The following is a 23,592-nucleotide window of genomic DNA, read 5'->3' on the forward strand; positions in this document are numbered from 1 at the left end:
TCAGGCTGGCGCCTGTGGCCCAGGCCAGCGCGGCGGAGGTAAGAATAGCGACGACGGTTATCGTAGGTTTATACTATCAGGTTCTTCGCGTATGCGAGAATGAACCGCAATTGCCGACGTTGAGATGCTCTTGTCGTTTCGCAAGCGCTTCGCTGAGATCGTATCGCGGCACGGTTAGACTGGCGAAGAAACGCCAGCCGGGAGCGTCTGGTGCTCGCGCGTGATCTACCAGACGAATCTTGCTACAAGCTACGCCGCCGGGCGGCTTGCGCAACTGAAGGACGCCGGGTTCAAGTACTGGGTCTATCGCCACTCGGGCAGCGAGAACCCGCGCTTGCAACACCTTGCGTGGAACGGACTGACGCTGCCCGCCGATCATCCGTTTTGGCAGACGCACTACCCGCCGAACGGCTGGGGGTGCAAGTGCCGCGTAGTCGGCGCGGACGGCCCCAAGAGCGCGGAGCGGCTCGGCGGCAAACCGGGCTACACCAAACCGCCTGCCGGTTGGGACGAAATCGACACCAAGACCGGAGAGCCGGTCGGGATCGACAATGGCTGGGGGTATCAGCCGGGGGCGAGCGTGCTGTGCACGGATGCGCATGCCGCAGGTGGCGACAAGCGCTGCGCGGACATGGCGCTGGTCGATGCGCTGCTCAACAAGGTGGCGGGAAAACCTGCGCTGATCGGTGCGCAGATGGTGGATGCCTGGCCAGAGCATGTGTTTAGGCTGCTGGCAGTGCGCTTTGCCGAGTTTGCCGAAAGTATCGACCGCGTGCGCACGACCGGGCAGTGGATGATGGTTGGCGCGCTCAAATCAAAATGGGTTGAACGTCTCGGCGAACTGGGCGTCACGCCGCAGACGGCGGAAATTGCGGTAAGCGACATCGACGTGGCGCACGCTTTCCGTAATGCCAAGGCAAACAAACTGGACTGGGGCTGGTATCTCGGCCTGCCGGTGCACCTGCGCAATCCCGGTCTCGTACTGCTGGACAAGTCAGGGGGAGCGCCAGCGCTTTTGTTGATCTATCGCGACGGAGCTGCGGGGAAAAAAATCGCGGTGCGCTACGACTATGCGCTGAAAAAAGCTGGACGCGCGATGAATGTGGTGCGATCTGGGCGCGAGATATCGGAAAACGACTATCGCGCGATCATTGGCGAGATCGGCATCACCAAAGAAGTGGTCGATGGGGAGCCATGAACCGGGGCCGGATTCGAACCGGCATCTACTTACCCTCGACGGGCAGCCACCCTGCCATTGGGCCACGCCGGTTCATGGCTGCGATCAGTATACCCTACCACGCCCGCGCGTCAAGGTGTGGGCCTGATGTTCGTGATGGATGCGCCATGATCAAGATCGAGATCGACGACCGCGAAGTACGCGCAGCGCTAGAATTCCTTTCCCGGCGCGTGTCCGACATGACGCCGGCGATGCACCGCAAATATCAAGCGTTTGGCGCTTGCCGCAGTGAGTTAGGAATGTCATCTATGCCGTGGAATTGGTTGATAATGACCTGACGCCTTTCTTGAGCATGGCCGAGATCGAAGAATGGGAACGACGTGTATAGTCAATGCTTGAAGAAAGTCCTGATGACAGAGGGTTGATTCTTGCCCTTCGTGAGATTCAGAGATTGAAGTCGGATGCCTTAGAGCATGCGCGAGAGGCGGGCGGCGAGTGAAAGCCGCAGGCGCTGCGTCACCTGCGGCTCGTCTGGCGCTGTATGGTCGGGATCGCAGCCCTCCGCGCCAATGACTTGCTATAGTATATACTTTCCCCCGCCCGTGCGTCAAAGCGGACGGCCTTGTGTGCGTCATAAAGTCCGCATGATCAAGATCGAGATCGACGACCGCGAAGTTCGTAAGGCGCTGGAAGACCTATCGCGGCGCGTCTAGGACATGACGCCCGCGATGCATCGTGTTGGCCAGGCGCTGATGGAAGGCGCGATCGGATTTTCGCCCGCTTTGATACGCAGACGGGGTAGGGTATTCTGGCAAGAAGGGCTGGCGGCAAAATCTCCCTTCGGTTGGTGCGATCAGACAAGGGCTAACCCAAGGATGAGCAGAAACGCAAGCCAGCTGACGATGGTATCGAGCGACTCCAGTCCTTTTTCTCCGCGAAGCTGCGCCATCAAAAGCGGCGGAACAAACAGAAAGAATACAAAGGCGCATTGCGCCCAAGTGTGGTCGTTGATGTAAGCAAGAATCGGTCCCAGCATATCGCCAACGAGGATAACCGAACCGTAATCCCCCACTTGCTCGACAATTTCATCATACAATGCCATTCCTCTGCTTGCCAACTGGATAACCCGATGGCCCCACCCCGGCTCACTTACCCTACCGCATCCCACCCTTCCGCGGCAGCGCGGCGTTTGGCGCTGGTTGCCGTCATTGCCGCTTACGTGCTGTCCTTCTTTCACCGTTTTGCGCCCGCGGGGATTGCTCCGGAGCTCGCCTCGGCGTTTCAGACGAACGCGGCGTCGCTCGGGGTGCTGGCCGCGACCTACTTTTATGTGTACACCCTGATGCAGCTTCCCACTGGGATTTTGGCCGATACGCTCGGCCCCAAACGGGTGATCGTTGCGGGCGGGTTCGTCGCAGCGGCGGGAAGCCTGCTCTTTGCGTTGGCACCAACGCTCTCCTGGGCGATTGCCGGTCGAACCCTCACCGGTTTGGGGGTTTCGGTCACCTTCATCGCAATGCTCAAACTCTTTGCGCTCTGGTACGACGAACGGCGATTCGCGTCGCTCGTCGGTCTTGCGCTCTTTTTGGGCAACCTGGGTTCGATGCTCGCGGGAACGCCGCTCACCGCGGTTGCGCAGATCACCGGGTGGCGCGGCGTCTTTCTCTTTACCGCGCTACTTTCCTTCGTGGTGGCGCTGCTTTGTTGGCGGCTCATCGAAAACGAACCCAGCGAACACCGCCGCCCGATCGAACGCAGCACCGTGATGAACGGTTTGATGGCCATCGTGCGCAACCGGCGCACTTGGCCTGCCGTGGTTGCCAATTTCGGCATCGCGGGCAGCTTTTTTGCGTTCGCTGGCCTTTGGGCAACGCCCTACCTGATGAGCGTTCATGGCGCCGACAAAATTCTGGCGTCACACCACCTTTCTGCCTATTTCCTGGCGTTTGCCATCGGATGCCTGGCGTTGGGTGCGCTTTCGGATCGCCTGGCGCGCCGCAAAACCGTTTTGGTAGCCGCCAGCACCGTCTATGTGGCCTGTTGGGGAGCGTTCCTCACCCTTTCCGCACAACCCGTAATCGTTACCTTCCTGCTCTTTTTGGTGATGGGTTTTGCCAATGCGGCGTTCGTCCTCACTTGGGCGTGCGCGAAAGAGGTCAACCCGCCGCATCTTTCCGGGATGAGCACTGCGCTTACCAATATGGGCGGCTTTTTGAGCGGCGCGTTGCTGCAACCCATCGCTGGGGCGATCTTGGACGCGCTGGGGGGCGCGACGGTGGTCGATGGCGTCCCCCTCTACCCGCCCGACGCGATGACGGCCGCGATCAGTGTCTTGGCTGGGGCTGCTGTCATCGGGTGGCTGGCGGGTTTCATGGTCACGGAAACGCGCGCGCGCAACGTCACGCTAAACGGCGCCGAAACCAAGCGGTAATCGCGGTCATCACCTCGTCGGGCCGTTCGCGATGCGGAAGATGGCCGCAGTCGCGTAGGATCACTTGTTCTGCCGGCCCTACGACGCCTGCGGCAATCGCGTTGGGAAACGCTTCAGAGCCGTATTCGTCGCGATCCCCGTGAATCGCCAATACCGGTGCGGTGACTTTGGGCAGCACCGAAACAAGCGACCAATCCCGGAAAGCCGAATCGAGCCACGTTTCGGTCCACGCATCGAGTACCCATTGCGCTTTTGCTCCGTGCCAGCGGGTAAGCCGCGCACGTTGTTCGGGGTGCGCAAACAGCGCTTTCGCGGCACGAATGCCCTCGAGCGTGCGCTGCTCGACGAACGCCTGCGCCGCGATCGTCACCACGCCCGCGACGCGCTCTGGGTGGATTGCCGCGGCAGTGAGCGCCATCGCGCCCCCGACGCTGTGACCGAGCAACACACAACGGTCGATTTCGAGCGCGTCCAGTATCGGGACGATGCCCTCATCTGCTTCGTCGGCAATGAACGACAGCGTCTGCGGACCAGTTTTCGCGCTGGAGCGTCCGTAACCAAGGCGATCATAGGCATGGACCGGCACCCCAAGGGTTTGCGACAGGCGCACGGGAAAATCGCGCCACAGCCCTACACACCCCAACGAATCGTGGAGCAGCAAAAAAGGGACGTTCGCGCTACCAGAAGGCGCAACCGGATCCGGCTGCCAACTGGCTACGAAAAGCTTCCCCTTGGGGTGTTCGACAAAGCGTTCAAACTGGTTCATCTTGCGTCCTACACGCACGTGTGCACCGGGCATGGCGAATCGCGGTTGCCGCCGGTACAATTGCGGCTATCGATTCCACTCGGTACGCGATTTTCCCATGACAACGATGACAGAGAAAACCCCAACTTCCGACGACCTCACCCCTTTGCTGACCCATTGGCAATTCCCTCCGTTCGATGCGCTGACACCGGAGCGGGCAACTGCGGCGATCCGTTCTGCGCTGGCTACGGCGCAAGCCGCGGTCACTCAGGCGAAACGGGCGGTGCAGACCACAAACGCCGCGTTGACGTGGGCCGAATGGTACGCCCCTCTCGACGAAGCGCTGGAACGCTTAGGCGCGCTTTGGGGCGTGGTCGCGCATTTGCATAGTGTGCTGGACACTCCCGAGTGGCGTGCCGTCTATAACGAATTGCTGCCGGAGATGACCCGCTTTTGGAGCGAATTGGGGCAAGACCCCGATCTCTACGCGGGCATGAAGCGCTTGCTCGCGCAGGCACCGGACCTCAACGCATGGCGGCGCCGCGCTCTGGAATTGGAAGTGCGCGACCGGCTGCTTTCGGGCGCCGAACTTCCCGAGACGGCCCGTCCGCGCTTCCTTGCCATCCAGGAGCGGCTCTCTGCACTGGCAGCGAAATTTTCCGAAAACCTTCTCGATGCGACGAACGCTTATAGCGAACTCGTCACCGACGAAGCGCAATTGGCCGGGCTACCGGAAACGGTCCGTGCGATGGCGCGTGCCGCAGCAGAACGCGACGGCGCTTCGGGGTGGAAGTTCACGCTGCAGATGCCTTTTTATCTGCCGGTGATGCAGTATGCCGAAGATCGCGCCTGGCGCGCTCGCTTTTACCGAGCCTACGCCACCCGCGCCTCCGAATTCGGTCCGCCCGAACAGGACAACGGCCCGATTCTCACGGAAATCTTGGCACTGCGGCAGGAAGAGGCGCAGCTTTTGGGCTTTCCCCACTACGCCGCCTATTCGCTTGCGCCGAAAATGGCGCCGTCGCCGGAGGCGGTGCGCGACTTCCTGGCCGATCTGGCCCGCGCGGCGCGTCCCTACGCGGAACGGGACAAAGCGGAGTTGGAGCGCTTTGCGCGCGACACCCTGGGGGTGAGCCCACTGGAAGCATGGGACATCGCGTTCGCCAGCGAAAAGCTGCGCCAAGCGAAATACGCCTTTTCCGACGACGAACTGCGGCAATACTTTCCGCTTCCCAAAGTGCTCGACGGGCTCTTCGCGCTCATCACGCGCCTCTACGGCGTCACGTTCGAAGAGGTGGTGCTGCCCACGTGGCACGCGGACGTACGCACCTACCGGCTCGACAAAGCGGGAGAAACGGTCGGTTACCTCTACCTCGATCTCTTTGCGCGGGAGACGAAAAAAGGCGGCGCATGGATGAACGACGCGAAAAGCCGCCATCGTCACCTCGATGGTCGCGTGGATCATCCGGTGGTCTATTTGGTGTGCAATTTCGCGCCACCTGTGGGCGACAAGCCCACTACCCTCACCCACGACGAAGTCCTCACCCTCTTTCATGAGATGGGGCACGGGCTGCACCACCTACTTACCCAAGTGGAAGAGCGCGAGATCGCCGGGCTCAACCACGTGGAATGGGACGCAGTGGAACTACCCAGTCAGTTTTTCGAATTTTTCGCGTGGGAGTGGGAAGTACTGCAGACCCTCACCGCGCATGTCGAAACGGGCGAGACACTGCCGCGCGCGCTCTTCGACAAGATGACCGCCGCGCGCTTCTTCCAGGCGGGAATGCAAACGGTCCGCCAGATCGAATTCGCGCTCTTCGACTTTCGCATCCACAGCGAATTGGGCGTTGCGGCAACCCCAGAAGGACGGCATGACGTCGCGCTAGACGACGTGATGCGGATCCTCGACGAAGTCCGCGCCGAAGTGGCGGTGTTTACTCCGCCCCAATGGCACCGCTTTCCCCACAGCTTCAGCCACATCTTCGCCGGTGGTTACGCGGCAGGGTACTACTCGTACAAATGGGCCGAAGTGCTCGCCGCCGATGCGTATCAGGCGTTTCTGGAAGCGGCAGAAACGCGCGGCAGCGTGGTCGATCCCACGGTGGGCGAACGATTCTGGCGAGAGATCCTTGCGGTGGGGGCAAGCCGACCCGCGCTCGAATCGTTCGTTGCATTCCGCGGGCGTGAACCGAAGATCGATGCGCTGTTGGCGCTTACACTCGGCTCCCAACCAGACACCGAACCGACGGGAGCCTGAGTGATGGCGCTGACGCACCTGCTCTATCTCCACGGTTTTCGCTCGTCGCCGCAATCGTTCAAAGCCCAGCTGCTCAAGGCCTATTTGGCGGAGCACCATCCCGAAATCGTCTGGCACTGCCCAGCGCTGCCACCGGCCCCTTTTGCCGCCGCAGCGCTGATCGACCGCTGGTACGCCGCGCTTCCTGCGGACGCGCGACTCGGGATCGTCGGTTCGTCCCTGGGCGGTTTTTACGCCACTTGGCTCGCTGCCAAAGCCGTGACTGCGCGGGTGGTTTTGCTGAACCCTGCCATCTACCCCGCACGCGATTTACGGGCGCAGATCGGTGAGCAGACCTGCTGGCATGATCCCACGCAGCGTTTCACCTTCACCGCGGCACACGTCGCACAACTGGAAGCGCTCGCCGTGGGGCTACTTCCCAATCCCGAGCGCGTTTTGCTCGTCGCCGCAAAAGGTGATGAGCTTCTCGACTGGCGTGAGATGGTTGCCCGCTACCCAGGGGCGCACCACTGGATGCTGGAAGGGGGGAACCATGCGCTTTCGAATTTTTCTGAGCTACTTCCGCAGGTAGTCGCCTTTCTGGTTGCCCACACAGTGCCAGGAGCCGCACTATGAGCTGTGATGCGAATCGGTTCGTGACCTGGAACGTCAATTCGCTCAAGGTGCGCTTGCCCCACGTGCTGCGCTATCTGGACGAAAAGCGCCCAACGCTCGTCGCGTTGCAGGAGCTGAAATGCGTCACCGAACAGGTGCCCACGGAACCGTTCGCGGAACGGGGATACCAAATTCTGGCATTTGGACAACCCACCTACAACGGCGTCGCCCTCATCGCACCCAACGAATGGCAGGCGCAGGAAGTCCATCGCGGCATCCCTGGCTTTGCCGACGACGCCGCGCGACTCTTAGCGGTTGAGTGGCGCATTCCCGCTCAAACGCGCCCCCTCTGGACCGTTTCCGCCTATTTCCCGAACGGTCAAGCAGTGGGCAGCGAAAAATTCGCGTACAAACTCCGATGGATCGAAGCGCTCACTGCGTGGCTCGCCGCGCTCGACCCCCAGCGTCAAGCGATCTTTGTGATGGGAGACGCCAATATCGCACCCGAAGCGCGCGACGCCCACCCGAGCTGGCCCGAAGAGTCGATCCACGTCTCCAGTGCCGAACGTGCCGCGTGGGCAGAACTCGTCGCGCAGGGTTTCACCGACGCCGTACGCATCTGCCACCCAGAGGAGGTCCTCTACTCGTGGTGGGATTATCGCCAAGGGGCGTTTCGGCGCAACATCGGGTTGCGGATCGATCACATCTTGGTGAGCGCGCCGCTTGCCCGATGCGTGATCGCCGCAGGCGTCGACCGGGAACCGCGGACGTGGCAGCGCCCCTCGGACCATGCACCGGTGTGGGTGGAATGGCTTCCCCCCACAAATATGGCAACTCAATCGTCGAACTCGGTGTAACCCTTCGCCCCGCCCTGATAGAACGTTTTCGGGTCGGGGGCGCGCAGCGCTCTACCGGTACGGAACTTCTCGACCAAATCGGGGTTGCTCAGGTAGAGCGCCCCATACGCGACCGCATCGGCCAGGCCATCGTGAATCCATTGGTTACCGGTATCGCGATCCGCACCGTGGTTCGCGACGAACACGCCCGGCCACCGCTTCTTGAGCGTAAGCGGCTCGAAAAATGGCCCTGCTTTCCCCGGTTGGTCGATTCCCATGCGTGTCACATGCAGGTAAGCAAGTGGCCACGCTTGCACCATTTCGACCACCCGGGTAAACGTCGCTTCGGGGTTGGAGTCGGACATCGAATTGAACGGCTGAACGGGGGAGAGCCGCAAACCGACACGATCTGCTCCAACCGCCTGCACGACGGCGTCGAGCACTTCCATCAGGAAACGGGCGCGGTTTTCGATCGACCCCCCGTACCGATCGGTGCGGTGGTTGCTGCCGTCCCGCAAGAACTGGTCGATGAGGTAGCCATTCGCGCCATGGACCTCGACACCGTCGAAACCCACCGCGATCGCGCGCCGCGCTGCGTCGGCAAACTGCTGAACGATTCCGGGGATTTCGTCCGTTTCGAGCGCGCGCGGTGTGACGAACGGTTTAGGCCCTTCGTAGGTGTAGACCGTCCCTTCGGGCGCAATCGCTGACGGGGCAATCGGCAACGCCCCGTTGGGTTGCAAATCGGGATGGGAGACCCGGCCCACGTGCCAAATTTGACAATAGATTCGGCCGCCGGCGCGATGGACCGCTTCGGTTACGTGCTGCCACGCCGCTTGCTGGCGGTCGTTCCAAATCCCCGGGGTATAGATGTAGCCTATCCCTTCGGGCGCGACCGCGGTCGCTTCGGTGATGATCAACCCGCTTGATGCGCGCTGCGCATAGTATTCCGCCATGATCGGAGTCGGCGTACCATCACGTTCCGCTCGACACCGCGTCATCGGTGCCATCAGAATCCGATTGGGCAGGGTCAAACGCCCCATTTCCAGCGGAGTAAAGAGATCGGCCATCGTCTGCTCCTTTCTTTTAGTGACTTGTTGGTTATTAACAATGGATCATCTTAAACCAGAACCTCCAAACAGTCAATCCGCCGCTGTGTCCAAACAAGCGCTTTTGGGGCAATTTTTCACGCCGCCCAATGTGGCGCGATTGATCGCGTCCTTGGTCACTCCACGTGGTCCGGTTCTTGAACCGGCGGCTGGTGATGGCGCGATTCTGCGTGCGCTCAGAGAACGCTTTGGCGCCACGCCCTTGGCGATCGTCGCGGTGGAAAGAGACCCCGCCGTTGCGCTACCGGGCACGCACCTTGCCAATTTTTTCGCTTGGGAACCCGAAGCGACGTTTGCGACCATCGTCGGTAATCCCCCGTACGTTCGTGGACAATGGATCGATAAGACCACACGTAAATTGTGGCGATCCCTGAGCGACCAGTTCGCGTTGCCCAAACTCGACGCCCGCGCCAACCTTTACCTCTATTTCATTGCCGAGGGAGTCCGCCGGCTACGCCCGGGGGGCGAACTGATTTTCATCACCCCACGCGATTGGCTCAAAGCCACCGCGGCAGTGCCGCTCAACCGCTGGCTCTTTGCGCAAGGAACGATCACCCACCTCATCGAGCTGGGTGACGCGCGGATCTTTGCCGACGCCCTCCCGAACTGTCAGATTTTTCGTTATGTAAAAAACGACTTTTCCCGCCGCACTCTGGTCGCTACCGTCAAAGGCGGTGATCCCATACCCGACGACGCGGCACGACTCACCTGGGAGCTGCGCCACTTCACCGAGTGCGCTGGCCACCTGTTGTTCCTTTCGGATCACCATCCGTTTCGCCTCAACCAGATCGCCTCGGTCAAAGTGGGGGCGGTTTCGGGTGCCGACGCGATTTTCGCGAATCCTCGCTATGCCAACCGCGAATTCGTCTATTCGGCTACGGTGCGCACCGGAAAGACGCGGCGCATGTTCTGGCCGGACCCGGCTGCCCCTGCACCGTGGTTACTCGAACACAAAGCGCGGTTGATCAACCGCCGGGTACGCCGCTTCGACGAAAGCAATTGGTGGCATTGGGGGCGGAGCCACCCTCAGACCGACGCGCCACGCGTCTATGTCAATACCAAAACCCGTGCCCCAAAACCCTTTTTCCTCCACCCCTGCCGCGACTTCGAGGGTTCCGTGTTGGCGCTATTTCCCCATGACACCACCGTCGATCTGGAAGCGCTGTGCGCTGCGCTGAATCGTGTCGCTTGGGAAGCGCTCGGTTTCGTCTGCGACGGCCGTTATCTTTTCACGCAACGATCACTGGAAAATGCGCCACTTCCGGAGTGGTTCGCGCCTTTTATTCCGCAGGCAGCTCAGGATTTGTAACCGATAAGCGCTGTGTGAGATCGGCTTCTTCTTCGCACTCTGCCGCTTGCTCGGACCACGCCTCGGGAACCGTTTTCTTCGGTTTCACCCCCAGCGCTTTCAATTGCTCCGCTTGCCAGACGAGGCTACCACGGCCGCTCACCAGCCGTTTTTCGGCCGTTTCGAATGCCCGGTTCGCTTGCGCCAAGCGTTGCTTGACTTCGGCCATCGCGTCGAGAAAACCGACCAATTTGTCGTAGAGTTCCGCGCCGCGCTGCGCGATCTCCTGCGCGTTGCGGCTTTGCGCCTCTTGCCGCCACAAGTGTTCGACGGTGCGCAGCACGAAGAGCAGCGTCGAAGGGCTCGTGAGCAAGACGTTTTTGTCCCAGGCTTCGGCAAAGAGCGTTGGCGCCCGCTCCAACGCGGCGAGAAACGCCGGTTCGACCGCGACGAACAGGACGACGAAATCGAGCGTCTTACCAGGAAAGAGCGCAGGATAGTGGCGTTTCGCAAGGCCGTCGATGTGGCGCCGGATCGACGCGACGTGCGCGTTCAGTGCCCGTTCGCGCGCCGCATCTTCGGTTGCGGCGACGGCTTCGGTATAGGCAGTGAGCGACACTTTGGCGTCGATCACCAATACCCGATCGCCCGGCAGTTGCACCACCACGTCTGGCCGCAACCGTTCGCCGTCGACGGTGTGGCTCACCTGGGTGAAGTATTCGCGCCCTTCATGGAGTCCGGCCAATTCCAAAAGCCGTTCGAGCACGATCTCTCCCCATGCCCCTTGCGTCTGCTGCGTACCTTTCAACGCGTGGGTGAGTTGCCGCGCCTCTTCGGAAAGGGTCTGGTTGAGGCGCATCAGCTGCCGCACCTGCTCGGCGATTGCGGCGCGGTCCTTGCTTTCGGTGACGTAGATCTCTTCCACTTTTTGGCGAAATCCGTCCAACCGTTCGCGCAAGGGGTTCAAAAGCGCGCTCAACTGCTCTTGGTTGAGCGCCGTAAAACGCTGGCTCTTCTCTTCGAAGAGCTGGTGCGCGATCGTCTGGAACTCACGAGTAAGGGTTTCGCGTGCCGACTCCAAGAGCGCCAATTTCTCACGCCATGCGGCGTCACGCTCGGCTTGGAGCGCGTCCCGCGCCGCGAGCGCCTCTTGGTGCTGTTGGTCACGGGCGGCGAGTTCCATCCGATGGCGTTCGGTCAACGCTGCCAACGTTTGCTGGTGTTGCTTTTCGAGCGCTTCGAGCGCTTCCCGGTGGCGCGCCCGCTCCGCTTCGAGCTTTTGCTGAAGCTCGCTGCGCGCCGCAGCCAATTCGGCCTCCAGGCGGGCCGCTTGCGCCAACAGGGTGGCGCGCGCGTCTGCCCAATTCTGCGCGTCATCGAAGTAGCGTTGACGCCAAATCATGCTTTGACGCCAACCCCAACCCGCCGCGACCAATGCTGCGACCCCAACAATCCACCCGATGATACTTTCACCCGCCATGCTTGTCTCTCGTCGATCAATACACTATGATATAGTGAGATTCCATAGAACCTGAAGGAGAACGACCATGAAAACCAACGTGGGTGGCATCGACAAAATCCTGCGCATTGCCGTAGGCGCCATTCTGCTCGTTCTGGCGATCATGGGAATCGGTACCCCGTGGACGTGGATTGGCGTTGTCCCGCTCGTCACCGGGCTGGTTGGATACTGCCCCCTCTATACCATTCTGGGCATGAACACCTGTCCGGTCAAGCCGCAGCAAAACGAAGGCGGGAGCAACGGCTGACCCCGCCGTTACGGCTCTGTTTGGACGCTTGTGCGTAACGGCACACGAGTCAAACGCACGAACGCGTCCACGGGCAGCGTTTCAGCGCGCGCGTTGGGGTCGATACCCAGCGCGCGTATCGTTTCACTATCGATCTCCCCTTTGAGCGCGTTGGCCAAGGTTTTACGCCGCTGTCCAAACGCCGTGCGCACCACCGTTTCGAACCGCTTCTCGTCGAGTTGCGGATAAGGGTCTGGCCGTAACGGTTCGAGCTTCACCACGCTCGAGACCACTTTCGGTACCGGCCAAAAGGCACCCGGCGGCACGTCGAAACATTTCGTGACGCGAAAACGGCGCTGCACCATCACGCTCAACCGCCCGTAGGTTTTACTGCCTGGCTGCGCCGCGATCCGCTCGACCACCTCTTTCTGCAGCATCAAAACGAGCCGCGCGATCTGTTCGTGAAAGCGCGCGAAGTGAAAAAGCAGCGGCGATGAGACGTTGTACGGCAAATTGCCGACGATCACCAAAAGCGCACCGAACGCGGCAAAATCGACTTGCAGTGCGTCCGACGCGACCACGTTGATCGGTGCACCCTGCGCCGCGCGTTCTTGCCAGTAGGCGGCCAGGTCGCGGTCGAGCTCGACCACCGTCAATCGCCCCCCCTGCTCTGCCACGACACGGCTGAGCGGTTCGGTGAGCGCACCCCGCCCCGGGCCGATTTCGATGACCTTTTCGCCGGGTTGCGGCGCAATCGCAGCGACGATGCGCGCCACCACGTTGCGATCGCGCAGAAAGTTCTGGCCAAACCGCTTGCGAGGCGCGGGAAAAGATCGGTTCATTGCGCGAGTTCGGATGCCAGCGTTACGGCAGCACACAAGCTACCGGGATCGGCAACCCCTTTTCCCGCAAGGTCGAGCGCAGTGCCGTGATCGACACTCGTGCGCACGAACGGCAACCCCAATGTGACATTGACCCCGGTGCCGAAGCTGGCGTATTTGAGCACCGCCAATCCTTGGTCGTGGTACATCGCCAATTGGGCGTCAGACCCTGTGAGCACCCGTGGGGTAAACAGCGTATCGGCAGGAAGCGGCCCAACGAGGTCGAGTCCTTCTTCCCGCAACCGCGCGAGCGTAGGCGCGATCACTTCGACCTCTTCGCGCCCCAGATGCCCCCCTTCACCCGCGTGGGGGTTGAGCCCAGCAACCAAGATGCGTGGCGCACCGATCCGGAAACGATGGACAAGATCGTGGTGCAGGACCCGGATCACCGCTTCGAGCCGTTCTGCGGTGATAGCCGCTGGCACTTCGGCAAGCGGCAAATGGGTGGTAGCCAACGCCACGCGAAGGCCGCCCCCCACCAACATCATCACCACTTGGGTGACCTGAGCTTTTTCCATCAAATATTCGGTGTGGCCGGTAAAGGGGATCCCCGCGTCGTTGATCACCCCTTTATGCACCGGCGCCGTGACGATGCCCGAGAATGCGCCCGCCAATGCGCCGTCGATCGCGCGATCCAGTGTGGCAAGGACATAGGCGGCATTCGCGGGATCGAGCACACCCGGCGTGACGGGTGCCACAAGCGGAACTGGCAGGATCGATAAGGGCACCCGCTTGTTCGGTTCGTATTCCGGCAACGTCACACCATAGCGCGCAAGCAATGCGGGATCTCCGATCAGCACCAACGGGTGCGGCCAGCGCCGTTCGACCAGCCGGGCACAGAGTTCCGGGCCGATGCCAGCCGGCTCTCCCAGCGTGATTGCCAACGGAGCGCGTGCGTTTTCGTTCACCGCGGTAAACCCTCACCAGTCGGTCGCTCGATCACTGCTTCGGCTTCGAGCGATTGGACGAACGCCTCATACGCCTGCTGCCGTTTCCGCTCGCGAAGTTTGTTGCGCGCGTAATTGCGGAACGCGTCGGGATCGTCGGCAAGCGGCCGCCGCGCCACCACCTGGATCAAATGCCATCCGAACCGCGTTTTCACCGGATCGGAAACCGCGCCGACCGGCAAGCGGTTCATTACCGTTTCGAATTCCGGGACGAAATCGCCCGGCAACACCCAACCCAGGTCACCGCCATTGGCGGCCGAGCCGTCTTCGGAATGGAGGCGCGCGAGTTCCGCGAAATCTTCACCGCGCGCCAACCGCTCTTTGAGCGCGACGAGGCGCGCTTTTGCCTCCTCGTCCGTGAGGGTCGCCCCCGTTTTGAGCAGAATGTGGCGGACATGGGTTTGCACGACGTTCGCCGCCTCTTCGGCAAAACGGCGTTTGAGGTCAGGAAACGCTGCGATGAAATGGTCGAGTTCAGCGTCACTGACGGTGTCGGACCCTTGCGTTACCCGCGCTTGCAACCGCTGCAACAGGATTTGCCGGCGGATCTCCTCTTGGAACGTGGCCCAAGAGATTCCGTCTTGCTGCAATGCGGCTTCCAGTTGCGTCCGGTCCATCCCATTGCGCGCCGCGATCGAAGCGATCGCGTCGTCCACTTCACGCGGTTCGACCTCGATCCCGAATCGCTTCGCCGCCTGCAATTGAATACGCTCGACGATGAGCGACCGCAATGCTTCGTCGGCGATCTGTTGCGCAGGTGCCGCACGCCCTTGCTGGGCCAATTGGCGTTCGATCTGGGCGCGACGCCGTTCCAGTTGCAACGAGGTAATGGGTTCCCCATTGACGACGGCAACCACACCGATGGTATCCGTAGCCCACGCAGGCGGAAGCGCGACCATGACGCTCGCCAAAACCCATCGGATCACCCAGATACCTACCCTTTTTTTCATTCGCTTCTCCTACCACCCCGACTCGAGCGACCGCTCCGGGCCGGTCGGCGCAATTCTGCCATAGCCCGGTACAGCTCGCCGCAGGAGCGACCCCGGGTCGTTGCCCAAACTCCCTAACCCATTGAGTTCGAGTTGGAAAAAGATCGCTGTGTTGTTGCTGGCGCTCGAAAGCGCATAGCGATGCAGTACGACCCGGCCAACCCAGCAGCCGCCGTTGTATTCGAACCCAGCGAGCAGTTCCGTCCAGCGGTCTTCTTGCAGTGACCGGGCGATGCGGCTCACCCCGTACCAGCGCGGCGCAAGTGGCCATTGCCCCGAAAGCGCCACTTCCTCCAGCTGATCGCGCGTGTACCGGTAGTCGAAGCCAGCTACCTTCGCTAGCCCTGCCTCATAACGCACCGCGACGTTGAAACGGCGGTTCACTCCTTCGTCGGGATCGTATTGCCAAAAGCCTTTGGTCCGCCAGCGCTCGAAAGGCTGCCAGACCACTTCCGCGAGCAGGTCGGTCCGCCGGTTACTCCACGGCGCCTCTCCGGGGAGCAATACTTTGGGATCGTCACGGTAAAAACGCTGCGCAAGCGACGCACGGATCCGTTCTCTACCCGTTTCGGGCTCCAGCAACCGCGACGTGACCGCCACCGTGACACTGTGACCGTCCGCAACGCGATCATACCCCGTATAAGGGTTCATCATGAAGAGCTGGGCAAAGCCAAAACCGTACCGATCGGTATCAAAAAGGGGAAAATCGGACTGATCGCGATAGGGCGCGTAGCGGTAAAAGAGGCGAGGCTCCAGCGTTTGCAACCAGTTGCGGCCAAAAAGCGTCCAGTCGCGTTCGAACGCCATCCGCGCGTCGAGCGCAACGATCGGCAACGCGCGCGAAAGGGTCGTTCGCCCGCCGACAACCGCGGGTTGGTCGAGGGAATAGTGGCTGAGATGTGCCAGCACGCGCGGTTCCACCGACCACCATTCGGTTGCGATCGGCAGGCGCCACTCGGGGGTTGCTACCCAGCGCGTTCCTTCGGCCCAATAGAGTCCCGAAGAGGAGATAGACCCCGCATCCGGGTGGCGAAATTGCGTTACCTGCCCCGAAAAGGTCACGGTGCCAAAGCGCCCGGCATTGCCCAACGCGACGGGTGCCGACCAGAGCCGCCACTGCGGCAGCAAACGGTAGGGCGTTTCGATGGTGCGATCGAGCGTTTGATACTGCTGCACCAGGAGTTGCGAACCCCACCCCTCGCCATGGTACCAGAGCGACCCTTGCCGCAGCAGATGAACCGTTGAAGAAAGGCTCAGGTTGTTGCTCAAATCTTTGAAGTAGTCCCGGTCGCCCACCGCGTTGTAATCGACCGTACCGTAGAGCCGGTCAGTGAAACGCTGCTCATGCCGCCAGATTCCCAGCGCGCGCGTTCGCCCCGCTTCGCGGTCGCTCGGCAACACCTCCGCTTCGAGCGTTCCGCGCATCGATTCGGTCAGATAACGGAATTGGCTGCCCAATTGCAGTCCACGACGGGTATAAATTCTTGGCGTCAGCGTCAGGTCGTAATTCGGGGCCAGGTTGAAATAGTAGGGTACCGCAACCTGTACCCCGGCCCGGCTCGACACCCCGAACGAGGGGACAAGCCAGCCCGATTTCCGCTCCTTCGAAAGCGGAAACTCCAACCACGGCAGCGCCACAAGCGTGGTATCGCCGAAACGCAACCGCGCATCCTGCGCATGGCCGACGTTGGTATTGCGATCCAGTGTGATGCGATCGGCTTGGAGATACCAGTCGGGGTCCGGCGCCGCACAGGTGGTCCAGCTCCCCCTTTCGATCCGATACTGGTTCGCGCCTTCGAAATAGACCGCTTGCGCCGCGCCGTGGGCGTCGGTTGCGTGCGGGTTTTTCTCCGACGGAGTGAAAAAGTAGCGCGGCTGCTGGAAGACCCCCGTCTTGTCCGCCAAATTGTAGTGCGCTTCGGGACCGGTCACCCGAACCCCCAGGGCGCGATCCTCCAGGGTTACTGCACCCGTTGCGGTCACAGTTTCCGAGGGTTCGTCGTAGGTGAGCCGTTCGGCACGCACGAACTGCCCATCCCGTGCAACGATGACGTCCCCTTCGGCAATCAACGTTTTTCCCCGTTCGCCGCGAATGCGATCGGCCTCGATCACCGTACCAGCCGGCAAAAACGGCAGATCGCGTTCACTGACCCGCTGCGCAGAAGTTGCCGACGTCAGTGGCACCGGGACTTCAGGCTCGCGGTTCGGGTTCGCGGCATCCTTCGGCGCTGCGTCATGAGGCAGAACGGGCGTTTGCTGAGGCGGAACCGCCGAAGGAGAACCCAGCAGAGAAGGATCGACTTCGAACGGAGGCAGCCCTTCCCCCCAAGTCCATGAGGAAAACCCCATCACCGCCAACCACGCGACGATAGGACGCAACCGCGGTCGCGGTGGTTTGCCGCGACGTCCATTCGAATCAGGCACGAAAGTCACAGGGCAATCAGTTCGGTTACAATCGTCTAGCGCGATTGTACACGAAAGGGTTTGGGCTGATCGATGGAGGAACGCCGTCTGGCACTGACTGCCTGGTTGCACGACTTGGGGATCGCAAGCGACAGCTTGACGCCTGCTTCGGAAGACGCCAGCTTCCGACGCTATTGGCGCGTACGGTTGAACGATGGCACGACACGCATCGTGATGGACGCACCGCCGGAGAAAGAGGCGATCCAGCCGTGGCTACAGATTCGGGCCTGTCTTGCCGAGGCCAACGTACCCGTTCCCACGGTCGAGGCCGTGGCTGCGGAACTGGGTTTCGTGTTGCTGAGCGACTTCGGCAGCGAGACGCTGGCGACGCGGCTAAACAGCCAACCGGAAACCGCCCACGAATGGTATGCCGAAGCGTTGGCCACGCTCTTGGTGCTTCAAAAGCAACCTCGTCCCGCAGCGCTTCCGGAGTACGACGCCGCCAAACTCAAAGCCGAGCTCCGTCTGTTCCCGGAATGGTACCTAGGCCGCCATCTGGGTGTCACGCTTACCGCTACTGAGCAACAGATGCTGGAGCAGAGCTTCACCGCGCTGATCGAACGCGCTCAGGCGCAGCCTCAGGTTTTCGTCCATCGCGACTACCACAGTCGCAACCTCATGGTGCTGCCGGACAACCATCCGCTGCGCCCCCTTGGGGCGTTGGGTGTGCTCGATTTCCAAGATGCCGTCTGGGGGCCGATTACGTACGACCCGGTTTCACTCTTGCGCGACGCTTACCTCGAGTGGCCGGAGGAATTCACGCTCGACCTCCTCGTCCGCTACTGGCAGCAGGCACGACGGCTCGGCGTTCCCATCCATGAGCGGTTCGACGACTTCTACGCCGATTACGAATGGATGGGCGTACAGCGCCACCTCAAAGTGCTTGGGATCTTCGCCCGGCTGGCTTACCGCGACGGCAAAACCGGCTATCTCGACGACCTGCCACGGGTTCGGCGCTACTTGTGGAAAGCCCTGATGCGCTATACCGCACTGAAACCACTACTGCGTCTTTTCGAGCGGCTCCACCCCGAAGAGGTTCAAGTCGCGCTCACCTTCTGAACGGTTGCCATGACCAGTGCCTTGATCTTGGTGGCGGGGCGCGGCGAACGGTTGCGTCCGCTCACCGACACCACCCCGAAACCGCTCGTTCCCGATGCCGCGGGAACACCGCTCCTCGCCCACTGGCTCGAACGGCTTGCCGACGCCGGTATCGGCTCTGTGGTCCTCAATCCTTGTTGGCTGGGTGAACAGATCGAGCAGTACGTCGGCGACGGCAGCGCGTGGCGAATCACGGTCCAGTACAGCAGAGAAACCCCACCCGGGCTGGAGACGGCGGGGGGTATTCGCACGGCACTTCCCCTCATCGACAGCGACCCCTTTTTGGTGGTCAATGGCGACGTCGATCTCGCACCCGCTTGGTCACTTGCCATGTTCGTGCGCCGAGGTGAAGCACAACTGAACACCCACCCGGATCACCTTGGGTACCTGCTGCTTGCGCCCAATCCGCCGGACCATCGCGATGGCGATTTCACGGTCACCCCCAGCGGCGCGTTGCTGCCCCATGCCGATACAACCCGGGGCAATACCTATACGTTCGCTGGTGTTGCCTTGTACCGTTCTGCGTTGCTCACTTCGCTGACGCCACAGACCCGTGCCCCGCTCGGCCCCTTGCTGCGCCAAGCCATCACAGAGGGACGCATCGGTTACGAAATCACCGAAGCGCCGTGGTGGGACATCGGCACGCCGCAGCGGCTCGCCCGCTGGCGCCGCGAACGGCAGGCGCTCATCGATTCGACGAAAGGAGACCCATGAATCCCTCGCTTCCCTCCCCTACCCCTGAACCCCCGCAACCGCCGGTTGGCCGCCTGGATCCGGACCCCACGCCGTTCGCAAACCGGCGTGCGCTCATCCTGGCGGCGATGCAAGCTGCTGGTGGTGGGGCACTGTTGCTGCCCACCGCACGCGAACAGCGACGCAACCGCGACACCCACTACCCGTTTCGTTTCGACAGCGACTTTTACTACCTCACGGGGTTTACCGAACCCGACGCATGGTTACTCTTGCGCACGTTCGCCGAACCGCGCGCGGTGCTCTTTTGTCGCGACCGCAACCCCGAACAAGAAAAGTGGGACGGGTTTCGGCTGGGTGTCGAACGGGCCGCCGCAGCGCTCGCGCTCGACGACGCCTTTCCCCTTACCGAACTCGACACCCGAATGCCGGACCTCTTGGCCGGTGCTGCGAACGTCTGGGCGCCGATCCTGGAACATGAGGCTGTCGACGCCCGGCTGCGTCTGTGGAAAAGCGCGCTCGAACGTAAAACCCGGCAGGGGGTCACCCCCCCTCAGGCGTGGTACGACGTCCGGGCTTTGATAGCACGCTTTCGTCAAATCAAAGATCGATACGAAATTGCGTGCCTCAAGATGAGTGCAGCGATCGCCGCAACCGCGCACCGCGCCGCGATGCAGATCACCCGTCCCGGCGTCAGCGAAGCGGCGCTCGAAGGCAAAATCCTTGCCACGTTCCGTGAACTGGGCGCCGAAGGGCCTGCCTACCCGCCGATCGTCGCAAGCGGCGCCAACGCCTGCATTCTGCACTACGTCGAAAACCGCGCGACCATTCCCGACGGCGCGCTGGTATTGATCGACGCCGGTTGCGAATATCGCGGTTACGCGAGCGACATCACGCGAACGTTTCCCGCCAACGGCCGCTTCTCGGGCGCGCAGCGCGCACTCTACGAGATCGTCCTCGCTGCTCAGAACGCCGCGATTGCCGCAACCCGCCCCGGGGCGCCGTTTGCCGCAGCGCACGACGCCGCCACCCGCGTCTTGGTCGAAGGCCTGGTCGATCTGGGACTGCTCTCCGGCGAGGTCGACACCCTCATCGCCGAAAAGCGCCATCTGCGCTTCTATCCCCACCGCACCGGCCATTGGCTGGGGCTCGACGTTCATGACGTCGGCCCCTATCAAATCGATGGGCAATCGATCACGTTACAGCCAGGGATGGTCACGACGATCGAACCGGGGCTTTACATCGACCCTGCCGAGGATATCCCCCGCGACTTTTGGGGTATCGGCATTCGCATCGAAGACGACGCACTGGTCACCGAAACGGGATGCACCTTGCTCACCCGTGACGTCCCGGTTGCGATCGACGAGATCGAAGCGCTGATGCGCGGGGGATAGGGTATACTTTTCCCCCCGAAAACTCGAACGATACGTGCCGTGAACTACCTCGGTTTTACGCTGCGCAACAATTTGTTCGTTGCTCCGATGGCAGGCGTCACCGACCGCCCGTTCCGCCAACTCTGCAAGCGCTTGGGAGCAGGGCTTGCGGTCTCTGAGATGGTGACCTCCAATTCGCTCCTCTACGGCAGTGTCAAAACACAGCGCCGTGCCAACCACGAGGGCGAAGTCGAGCCGATCGTCGTTCAGATCGCAGGCGCCGACCCCAAAATGATGGCCGAAGCGGCGCGCTACAACGTCGATCGCGGCGCTCAGATCATCGATATCAACATGGGGTGTCCCGCAAAGAAAGTCTGCAACGTCTTCGCTGGCTCGGCGTTGATGCAAGACCTCAAACTGGCTGCGGCGATTCTCGAAGCGGTGGTCAAAGCGGTTCCCGAAACCCCGGTGACCCTCAAGATGCGGACCGGCTGGAACCGGCAAAACAAGAATGCGCCGGAACTGGCGCGCATCGCTGAAGACCTTGGGATTCGTGCGCTGGCGATCCACGGTCGGACACGAGCCGACCAATATATGGGAGAGGCAGAGTACGACACCATCGCCCGGGTCAAAAGCCTCGTGTCGATTCCTGTGATCGCGAACGGGGATATCGACACACCCGAAAAAGCCAAATACGTCCTGGAATACACCGGTGCCGACGCCGTGATGATCGGTCGGGCCGCACAGGGTCGCCCGTGGATTTTCCGGGAAATCGAACACTACCTCGCCACCGGCAAACACCTTCCGCCTCCCTCCCGTGCCGAAATTCGCGCGATTCTGCTCGAACACCTGGAAGAACTCTATGCCTTTTACGGAGAAGAGACCGGAGTCAAAATCGCGCGTAAACACATCGGGTGGTACTCGAAAGGGTTACCGGGGGGCGCCGCGTTTCGCCGGGAGATGAACCAACTGGAGTGCGCGGCGGCACAGCGCGAACTCATCGACCGCTTTTTCACCGAATTGCCCGCCTTTGAGGAGCGCGTTGCATGAATGCGCCGCAGAATCTTTCCCCGCACGACCCCCTTCGCCCAGACGATACGTTGTGCATCGCGGTCAAAACAATGCTCGACCGCTATTTCGTCGATCTCGACGGCGCTCCTCCATCGGATCTGCACGCGATGGTCATGAAGCGGGTCGAACGCACGCTCTTCGAATACGTGCTCATCCGAACCCACGGCAACATCACCCGCGCTTCCGAACTCCTTGGTGTGACGCGCAACACCTTGCGCCGCAAACTGAAAGAGCACGACCTCTATCCCAATGCCTGAAATCGATCGAGGAAACCACCGATGACCCACCGCACCGCGCTCTTGAGCGTCTCCGACAAAACCGGCCTCATCCCCTTTGCCCAAGCGTTGGCGCAATTGGGCTACACGCTGCTTTCTACCGGCGGCACCGCGAAAGCGTTGCGTGACGCCGGTTTGACCGTCACCGACGTTGCCGAACACACCGGCTTTCCGGAAATCCTCGATGGCCGTGTCAAGACGCTGCACCCACGCGTGCACGGCGGCATCCTCGCCGATCGCAGCAACCCCGAGCACATCGCGACGCTCGCCGCGCACGACATTCCCCCCATCGAGATCGTCGCCGTCAACCTCTATCCATTCGCCGCCACCGTTGCCCGCCCCGACTGCACGCTAGCTGAGGCGATCGAAAACATCGACATCGGCGGCCCGGCGATGGTTCGCGCCGCAGCGAAAAACCACGGCGACGAGCAGGGTGGCGTCACCGTGATCGTCGACCCGGCCGACTACACGCCCGTGCTCGACGAACTCAAAAACCGCGGCCAAGTGAGTTACGCCACCCGCTTTCGTCTTGCTGCGAAAGCCTTCACCCACACGGCGCGATATGATGCAATGGTGAGCACCTACCTCACACAACGGCTCGAAGGCGACGCCACCTGGCCCCAAGCCCTCCACCTCTCCTTCGACCTGGTGATGCCGCTTCGCTATGGTGAAAACCCGCACCAGCAGGCGGCGTTCTACCGCGACCTCAATCCGGCGCCGGGCGCGCTTGCGCTTGCCGAAACGCTGCAAGGCAAAGCCCTTTCGTTCAACAACTTGGCAGATGCCGACGCCGCGTGGGAATGCGTGAAACAGTTCGATCCCCAGCAAGACGGAGCAGCGTGCGTGATCGTCAAACACGCCAACCCGTGCGGCGTTGCCGTAGCCGAATGCGCAGCGGATGCCTACCGCAAGGCGTTCGCAACCGACCCCACTTCTGCGTTCGGCGGGATCATCGCGTTCAATACCGTGGTCGATGCCGCAGCAGCCGAAGCCCTGACGCAGCAATTCCTCGAAGTAGTGATCGCGCCCGATTACACCCAAGAAGCTCGAGCGCGCCTTGCGGAGAAGAAAAACGTCCGGGTTTTGCGCTGTCCGTGGGGTCCAGCGGTTGCGCAGCAGGATCTCAAGCGCATCGGCGGCGGATTGCTCGTTCAGTCCAACGATACCGACCTGCTCGATCCCGCTCACCTCAAAGTGGTGACACGCCGCACACCAACGCAAGACGAAATGCGCGACCTCCTCTTTGTCTGGCGCGTTGCCAAATTCGTCAAATCGAACGCGATCGTCTACGGCAAAAACGGGCAAACGATCGGCATCGGCGCTGGTCAGATGAGTCGTGTGGACTCCTCGCGCATCGCCGTGATCAAAGCGCAAAACGCCGGGCTCGAGGTGCGCGGTTCGGTCGTGGCGTCGGACGCGTTCTTTCCGTTTCGCGACGGCGTCGATGTCCTGGCGCAAGCGGGCGCCACTGCAGTGATCCAACCGGGGGGCTCGGTGCGCGACGAAGAGGTGATCGCAGCCGCAAACGAACACGGCCTGGCAATGGTCTTCACCGGTATGCGCCATTTCCGTCACTGAGCGCCACTCGACACCAAAACGAAGCGGATCGGTCATACAAGAAAG

The 23,592-nt window shown here is 61.6% G+C and carries 22 protein-coding genes and 1 tRNA gene; 14 read left to right on the forward strand and 9 right to left on the reverse strand.

Features of this window, described 5'->3' with window-relative positions; translation table 11 throughout:
• The first annotated feature begins 220 nt into the window (after positions 1-220).
• Complete coding sequence (locus ACYQ4Z_RS05145) at positions 221-1,198, forward strand: phage head morphogenesis protein (protein ID WP_459860267.1); 978 nt, start codon at positions 221-223, stop codon at positions 1,196-1,198.
• Here the strand turns inward: ACYQ4Z_RS05145 and ACYQ4Z_RS05150 are convergent.
• A tRNA-Arg gene (locus tag ACYQ4Z_RS05150) sits at positions 1,196-1,272 on the reverse strand. The genes ACYQ4Z_RS05145 and ACYQ4Z_RS05150 overlap by 3 nt on opposite strands.
• Positions 1,273-1,344: 72 nt before the next feature.
• Here ACYQ4Z_RS05150 and ACYQ4Z_RS05155 point away from each other — a divergent pair.
• Positions 1,345-1,515, forward strand: a complete 171-nt coding sequence (locus ACYQ4Z_RS05155; protein ID WP_459860269.1) for a phage virion morphogenesis protein — start codon at positions 1,345-1,347, stop codon at positions 1,513-1,515.
• A 515-nt stretch (positions 1,516-2,030) separates the two neighbouring features.
• Here ACYQ4Z_RS05155 and ACYQ4Z_RS05160 read toward each other — a convergent pair.
• Entirely contained in the window at positions 2,031-2,279 is a 249-nt protein-coding gene (locus ACYQ4Z_RS05160; RefSeq protein WP_459860270.1) for a hypothetical protein, read from the reverse strand.
• A gap of 27 nt (positions 2,280-2,306) precedes the next feature.
• On the opposite strand from ACYQ4Z_RS05160, the gene ACYQ4Z_RS05165 reads away from it, so the two are divergent.
• Positions 2,307-3,608, forward strand: a complete 1,302-nt coding sequence (locus tag ACYQ4Z_RS05165) for an MFS transporter (RefSeq protein ID WP_459860272.1) — start codon at positions 2,307-2,309, stop codon at positions 3,606-3,608.
• Here ACYQ4Z_RS05165 and ACYQ4Z_RS05170 read toward each other — a convergent pair.
• Positions 3,577-4,374: an alpha/beta fold hydrolase gene (locus ACYQ4Z_RS05170; RefSeq protein ID WP_217125450.1), complete on the reverse strand. Its 798-nt coding sequence runs from the start codon at positions 4,372-4,374 to the stop codon at positions 3,577-3,579. The two genes, ACYQ4Z_RS05165 and ACYQ4Z_RS05170, sit on opposite strands and share 32 nt — an antisense overlap.
• A 97-nt stretch (positions 4,375-4,471) precedes the next feature.
• Here ACYQ4Z_RS05170 and ACYQ4Z_RS05175 point away from each other — a divergent pair, with 97 nt between their 5' ends.
• From ACYQ4Z_RS05175 to xth, 3 genes are read left to right on the forward strand one after another with little or no spacing between them, the layout of a single operon-like run.
• Entirely contained in the window at positions 4,472-6,610 is a 2,139-nt protein-coding gene (locus ACYQ4Z_RS05175) for a M3 family metallopeptidase (RefSeq protein WP_219971385.1), read from the forward strand.
• Between the two features lie 3 nt (positions 6,611-6,613).
• The gene (locus ACYQ4Z_RS05180; RefSeq protein WP_459860275.1) at positions 6,614-7,225 is read left to right on the forward strand and encodes a YqiA/YcfP family alpha/beta fold hydrolase; all 612 of its coding nucleotides are present in this window, start codon (positions 6,614-6,616) and stop codon (positions 7,223-7,225) included.
• A complete protein-coding gene (xth, locus tag ACYQ4Z_RS05185; protein ID WP_119335240.1) occupies positions 7,222-8,061 on the forward strand; it encodes an exodeoxyribonuclease III in 840 nt (279 codons plus the stop codon). Before ACYQ4Z_RS05180 ends, xth begins: the two co-directional genes overlap by 4 nt.
• Here the strand turns inward: xth and ACYQ4Z_RS05190 are convergent.
• Entirely contained in the window at positions 8,040-9,110 is a 1,071-nt protein-coding gene (locus ACYQ4Z_RS05190) for an alkene reductase (RefSeq protein WP_119335241.1), read from the reverse strand. The two genes, xth and ACYQ4Z_RS05190, sit on opposite strands and share 22 nt — an antisense overlap.
• An 85-nt stretch (positions 9,111-9,195) precedes the next feature.
• On the opposite strand from ACYQ4Z_RS05190, the gene ACYQ4Z_RS05195 reads away from it, so the two are divergent.
• A complete protein-coding gene (locus tag ACYQ4Z_RS05195; protein ID WP_197713615.1) occupies positions 9,196-10,458 on the forward strand; it encodes an Eco57I restriction-modification methylase domain-containing protein in 1,263 nt (420 codons plus the stop codon).
• Here ACYQ4Z_RS05195 and ACYQ4Z_RS05200 read toward each other — a convergent pair.
• Positions 10,430-11,917: a DNA recombination protein RmuC gene (locus ACYQ4Z_RS05200; RefSeq protein ID WP_459860277.1), complete on the reverse strand. Its 1,488-nt coding sequence runs from the start codon at positions 11,915-11,917 to the stop codon at positions 10,430-10,432. The two genes, ACYQ4Z_RS05195 and ACYQ4Z_RS05200, sit on opposite strands and share 29 nt — an antisense overlap.
• A 67-nt stretch (positions 11,918-11,984) precedes the next feature.
• Here ACYQ4Z_RS05200 and ACYQ4Z_RS05205 point away from each other — a divergent pair, with 67 nt between their 5' ends.
• Positions 11,985-12,203, forward strand: a complete 219-nt coding sequence (locus ACYQ4Z_RS05205) for a YgaP family membrane protein (protein ID WP_459860278.1) — start codon at positions 11,985-11,987, stop codon at positions 12,201-12,203.
• Positions 12,204-12,211: 8 nt separating this feature from the next.
• Here ACYQ4Z_RS05205 and rsmA read toward each other — a convergent pair whose 3' ends face one another.
• Genes rsmA through lptD form a run of 4 tightly spaced genes read right to left on the reverse strand, consistent with a single transcriptional unit; the run spans position 12,212 to position 17,432 of the window.
• Positions 12,212-13,024 (reverse strand): 16S rRNA (adenine(1518)-N(6)/adenine(1519)-N(6))-dimethyltransferase RsmA, encoded by an 813-nt coding sequence (rsmA, locus tag ACYQ4Z_RS05210; protein ID WP_459860279.1) that lies wholly within the window; start codon positions 13,022-13,024, stop codon positions 12,212-12,214.
• A complete protein-coding gene (gene pdxA / locus ACYQ4Z_RS05215) occupies positions 13,021-13,971 on the reverse strand; it encodes a 4-hydroxythreonine-4-phosphate dehydrogenase PdxA (RefSeq protein WP_459860281.1) in 951 nt (316 codons plus the stop codon). The genes rsmA and pdxA overlap by 4 nt, the downstream gene beginning before the upstream one ends.
• Entirely contained in the window at positions 13,968-14,960 is a 993-nt protein-coding gene (locus ACYQ4Z_RS05220; RefSeq protein WP_119335247.1) for a peptidylprolyl isomerase, read from the reverse strand. Before ACYQ4Z_RS05220 ends, pdxA begins: the two co-directional genes overlap by 4 nt.
• A gap of 9 nt (positions 14,961-14,969) precedes the next feature.
• Positions 14,970-17,432: an LPS assembly protein LptD gene (gene lptD, locus ACYQ4Z_RS05225; protein ID WP_219971411.1), complete on the reverse strand. Its 2,463-nt coding sequence runs from the start codon at positions 17,430-17,432 to the stop codon at positions 14,970-14,972.
• A 63-nt stretch (positions 17,433-17,495) separates the two neighbouring features.
• On the opposite strand from lptD, the gene ACYQ4Z_RS05230 reads away from it, so the two are divergent.
• The 6 genes from ACYQ4Z_RS05230 to purH are packed head-to-tail and all read left to right on the forward strand — an operon-like array spanning position 17,496 to position 23,547.
• Positions 17,496-18,521, forward strand: coding sequence for an aminoglycoside phosphotransferase family protein (locus ACYQ4Z_RS05230; protein WP_219971414.1), 1,026 nt, complete (start codon positions 17,496-17,498; stop codon positions 18,519-18,521).
• A 9-nt stretch (positions 18,522-18,530) separates the two neighbouring features.
• Complete coding sequence (locus tag ACYQ4Z_RS05235; protein WP_219971423.1) at positions 18,531-19,274, forward strand: nucleotidyltransferase family protein; 744 nt, start codon at positions 18,531-18,533, stop codon at positions 19,272-19,274.
• A complete protein-coding gene (locus ACYQ4Z_RS05240; protein ID WP_219971425.1) occupies positions 19,271-20,644 on the forward strand; it encodes an aminopeptidase P N-terminal domain-containing protein in 1,374 nt (457 codons plus the stop codon). Before ACYQ4Z_RS05235 ends, ACYQ4Z_RS05240 begins: the two co-directional genes overlap by 4 nt.
• A gap of 39 nt (positions 20,645-20,683) precedes the next feature.
• Positions 20,684-21,673 (forward strand): tRNA dihydrouridine synthase DusB, encoded by a 990-nt coding sequence (gene dusB, locus ACYQ4Z_RS05245; protein WP_459860282.1) that lies wholly within the window; start codon positions 20,684-20,686, stop codon positions 21,671-21,673.
• A complete protein-coding gene (locus ACYQ4Z_RS05250; RefSeq protein WP_219971429.1) occupies positions 21,670-21,951 on the forward strand; it encodes a helix-turn-helix domain-containing protein in 282 nt (93 codons plus the stop codon). The genes dusB and ACYQ4Z_RS05250 overlap by 4 nt, the downstream gene beginning before the upstream one ends.
• Positions 21,952-21,972: 21 nt before the next feature.
• A complete protein-coding gene (gene purH, locus ACYQ4Z_RS05255; RefSeq protein ID WP_219971438.1) occupies positions 21,973-23,547 on the forward strand; it encodes a bifunctional phosphoribosylaminoimidazolecarboxamide formyltransferase/IMP cyclohydrolase in 1,575 nt (524 codons plus the stop codon).
• Positions 23,548-23,592 lie beyond the last annotated feature (45 nt).

The sequence above is a fragment of the Hydrogenophilus hirschii genome (genome assembly GCF_054656675.1).

Excerpts from the sequence above, each read along its gene's own strand:
- ACYQ4Z_RS05155 (WP_459860269.1), top strand. The coding sequence starts at position 1,345 with ATGATCAAGATCGAGATCGACGACCGCGAAGTACGCGCAGCGCTAGAA.
- ACYQ4Z_RS05160 (WP_459860270.1), bottom strand. The coding sequence starts at position 2,279 with ATGGCATTGTATGATGAAATTGTCGAGCAAGTGGGGGATTACGGTTCG.
- ACYQ4Z_RS05165 (WP_459860272.1), top strand. The coding sequence starts at position 2,307 with ATGGCCCCACCCCGGCTCACTTACCCTACCGCATCCCACCCTTCCGCG.
- ACYQ4Z_RS05170 (WP_217125450.1), bottom strand. The coding sequence starts at position 4,374 with ATGAACCAGTTTGAACGCTTTGTCGAACACCCCAAGGGGAAGCTTTTC.
- ACYQ4Z_RS05175 (WP_219971385.1), top strand. The coding sequence starts at position 4,472 with ATGACAACGATGACAGAGAAAACCCCAACTTCCGACGACCTCACCCCT.
- ACYQ4Z_RS05180 (WP_459860275.1), top strand. The coding sequence starts at position 6,614 with ATGGCGCTGACGCACCTGCTCTATCTCCACGGTTTTCGCTCGTCGCCG.
- xth (WP_119335240.1), top strand. The coding sequence starts at position 7,222 with ATGAGCTGTGATGCGAATCGGTTCGTGACCTGGAACGTCAATTCGCTC.
- ACYQ4Z_RS05190 (WP_119335241.1), bottom strand. The coding sequence starts at position 9,110 with ATGGCCGATCTCTTTACTCCGCTGGAAATGGGGCGTTTGACCCTGCCC.
- ACYQ4Z_RS05200 (WP_459860277.1), bottom strand. The coding sequence starts at position 11,917 with ATGGCGGGTGAAAGTATCATCGGGTGGATTGTTGGGGTCGCAGCATTG.
- ACYQ4Z_RS05205 (WP_459860278.1), top strand. The coding sequence starts at position 11,985 with ATGAAAACCAACGTGGGTGGCATCGACAAAATCCTGCGCATTGCCGTA.
- rsmA (WP_459860279.1), bottom strand. The coding sequence starts at position 13,024 with ATGAACCGATCTTTTCCCGCGCCTCGCAAGCGGTTTGGCCAGAACTTT.
- ACYQ4Z_RS05220 (WP_119335247.1), bottom strand. The coding sequence starts at position 14,960 with ATGAAAAAAAGGGTAGGTATCTGGGTGATCCGATGGGTTTTGGCGAGC.
- ACYQ4Z_RS05230 (WP_219971414.1), top strand. The coding sequence starts at position 17,496 with ATGGAGGAACGCCGTCTGGCACTGACTGCCTGGTTGCACGACTTGGGG.
- ACYQ4Z_RS05235 (WP_219971423.1), top strand. The coding sequence starts at position 18,531 with ATGACCAGTGCCTTGATCTTGGTGGCGGGGCGCGGCGAACGGTTGCGT.
- ACYQ4Z_RS05240 (WP_219971425.1), top strand. The coding sequence starts at position 19,271 with ATGAATCCCTCGCTTCCCTCCCCTACCCCTGAACCCCCGCAACCGCCG.
- ACYQ4Z_RS05250 (WP_219971429.1), top strand. The coding sequence starts at position 21,670 with ATGAATGCGCCGCAGAATCTTTCCCCGCACGACCCCCTTCGCCCAGAC.
- purH (WP_219971438.1), top strand. The coding sequence starts at position 21,973 with ATGACCCACCGCACCGCGCTCTTGAGCGTCTCCGACAAAACCGGCCTC.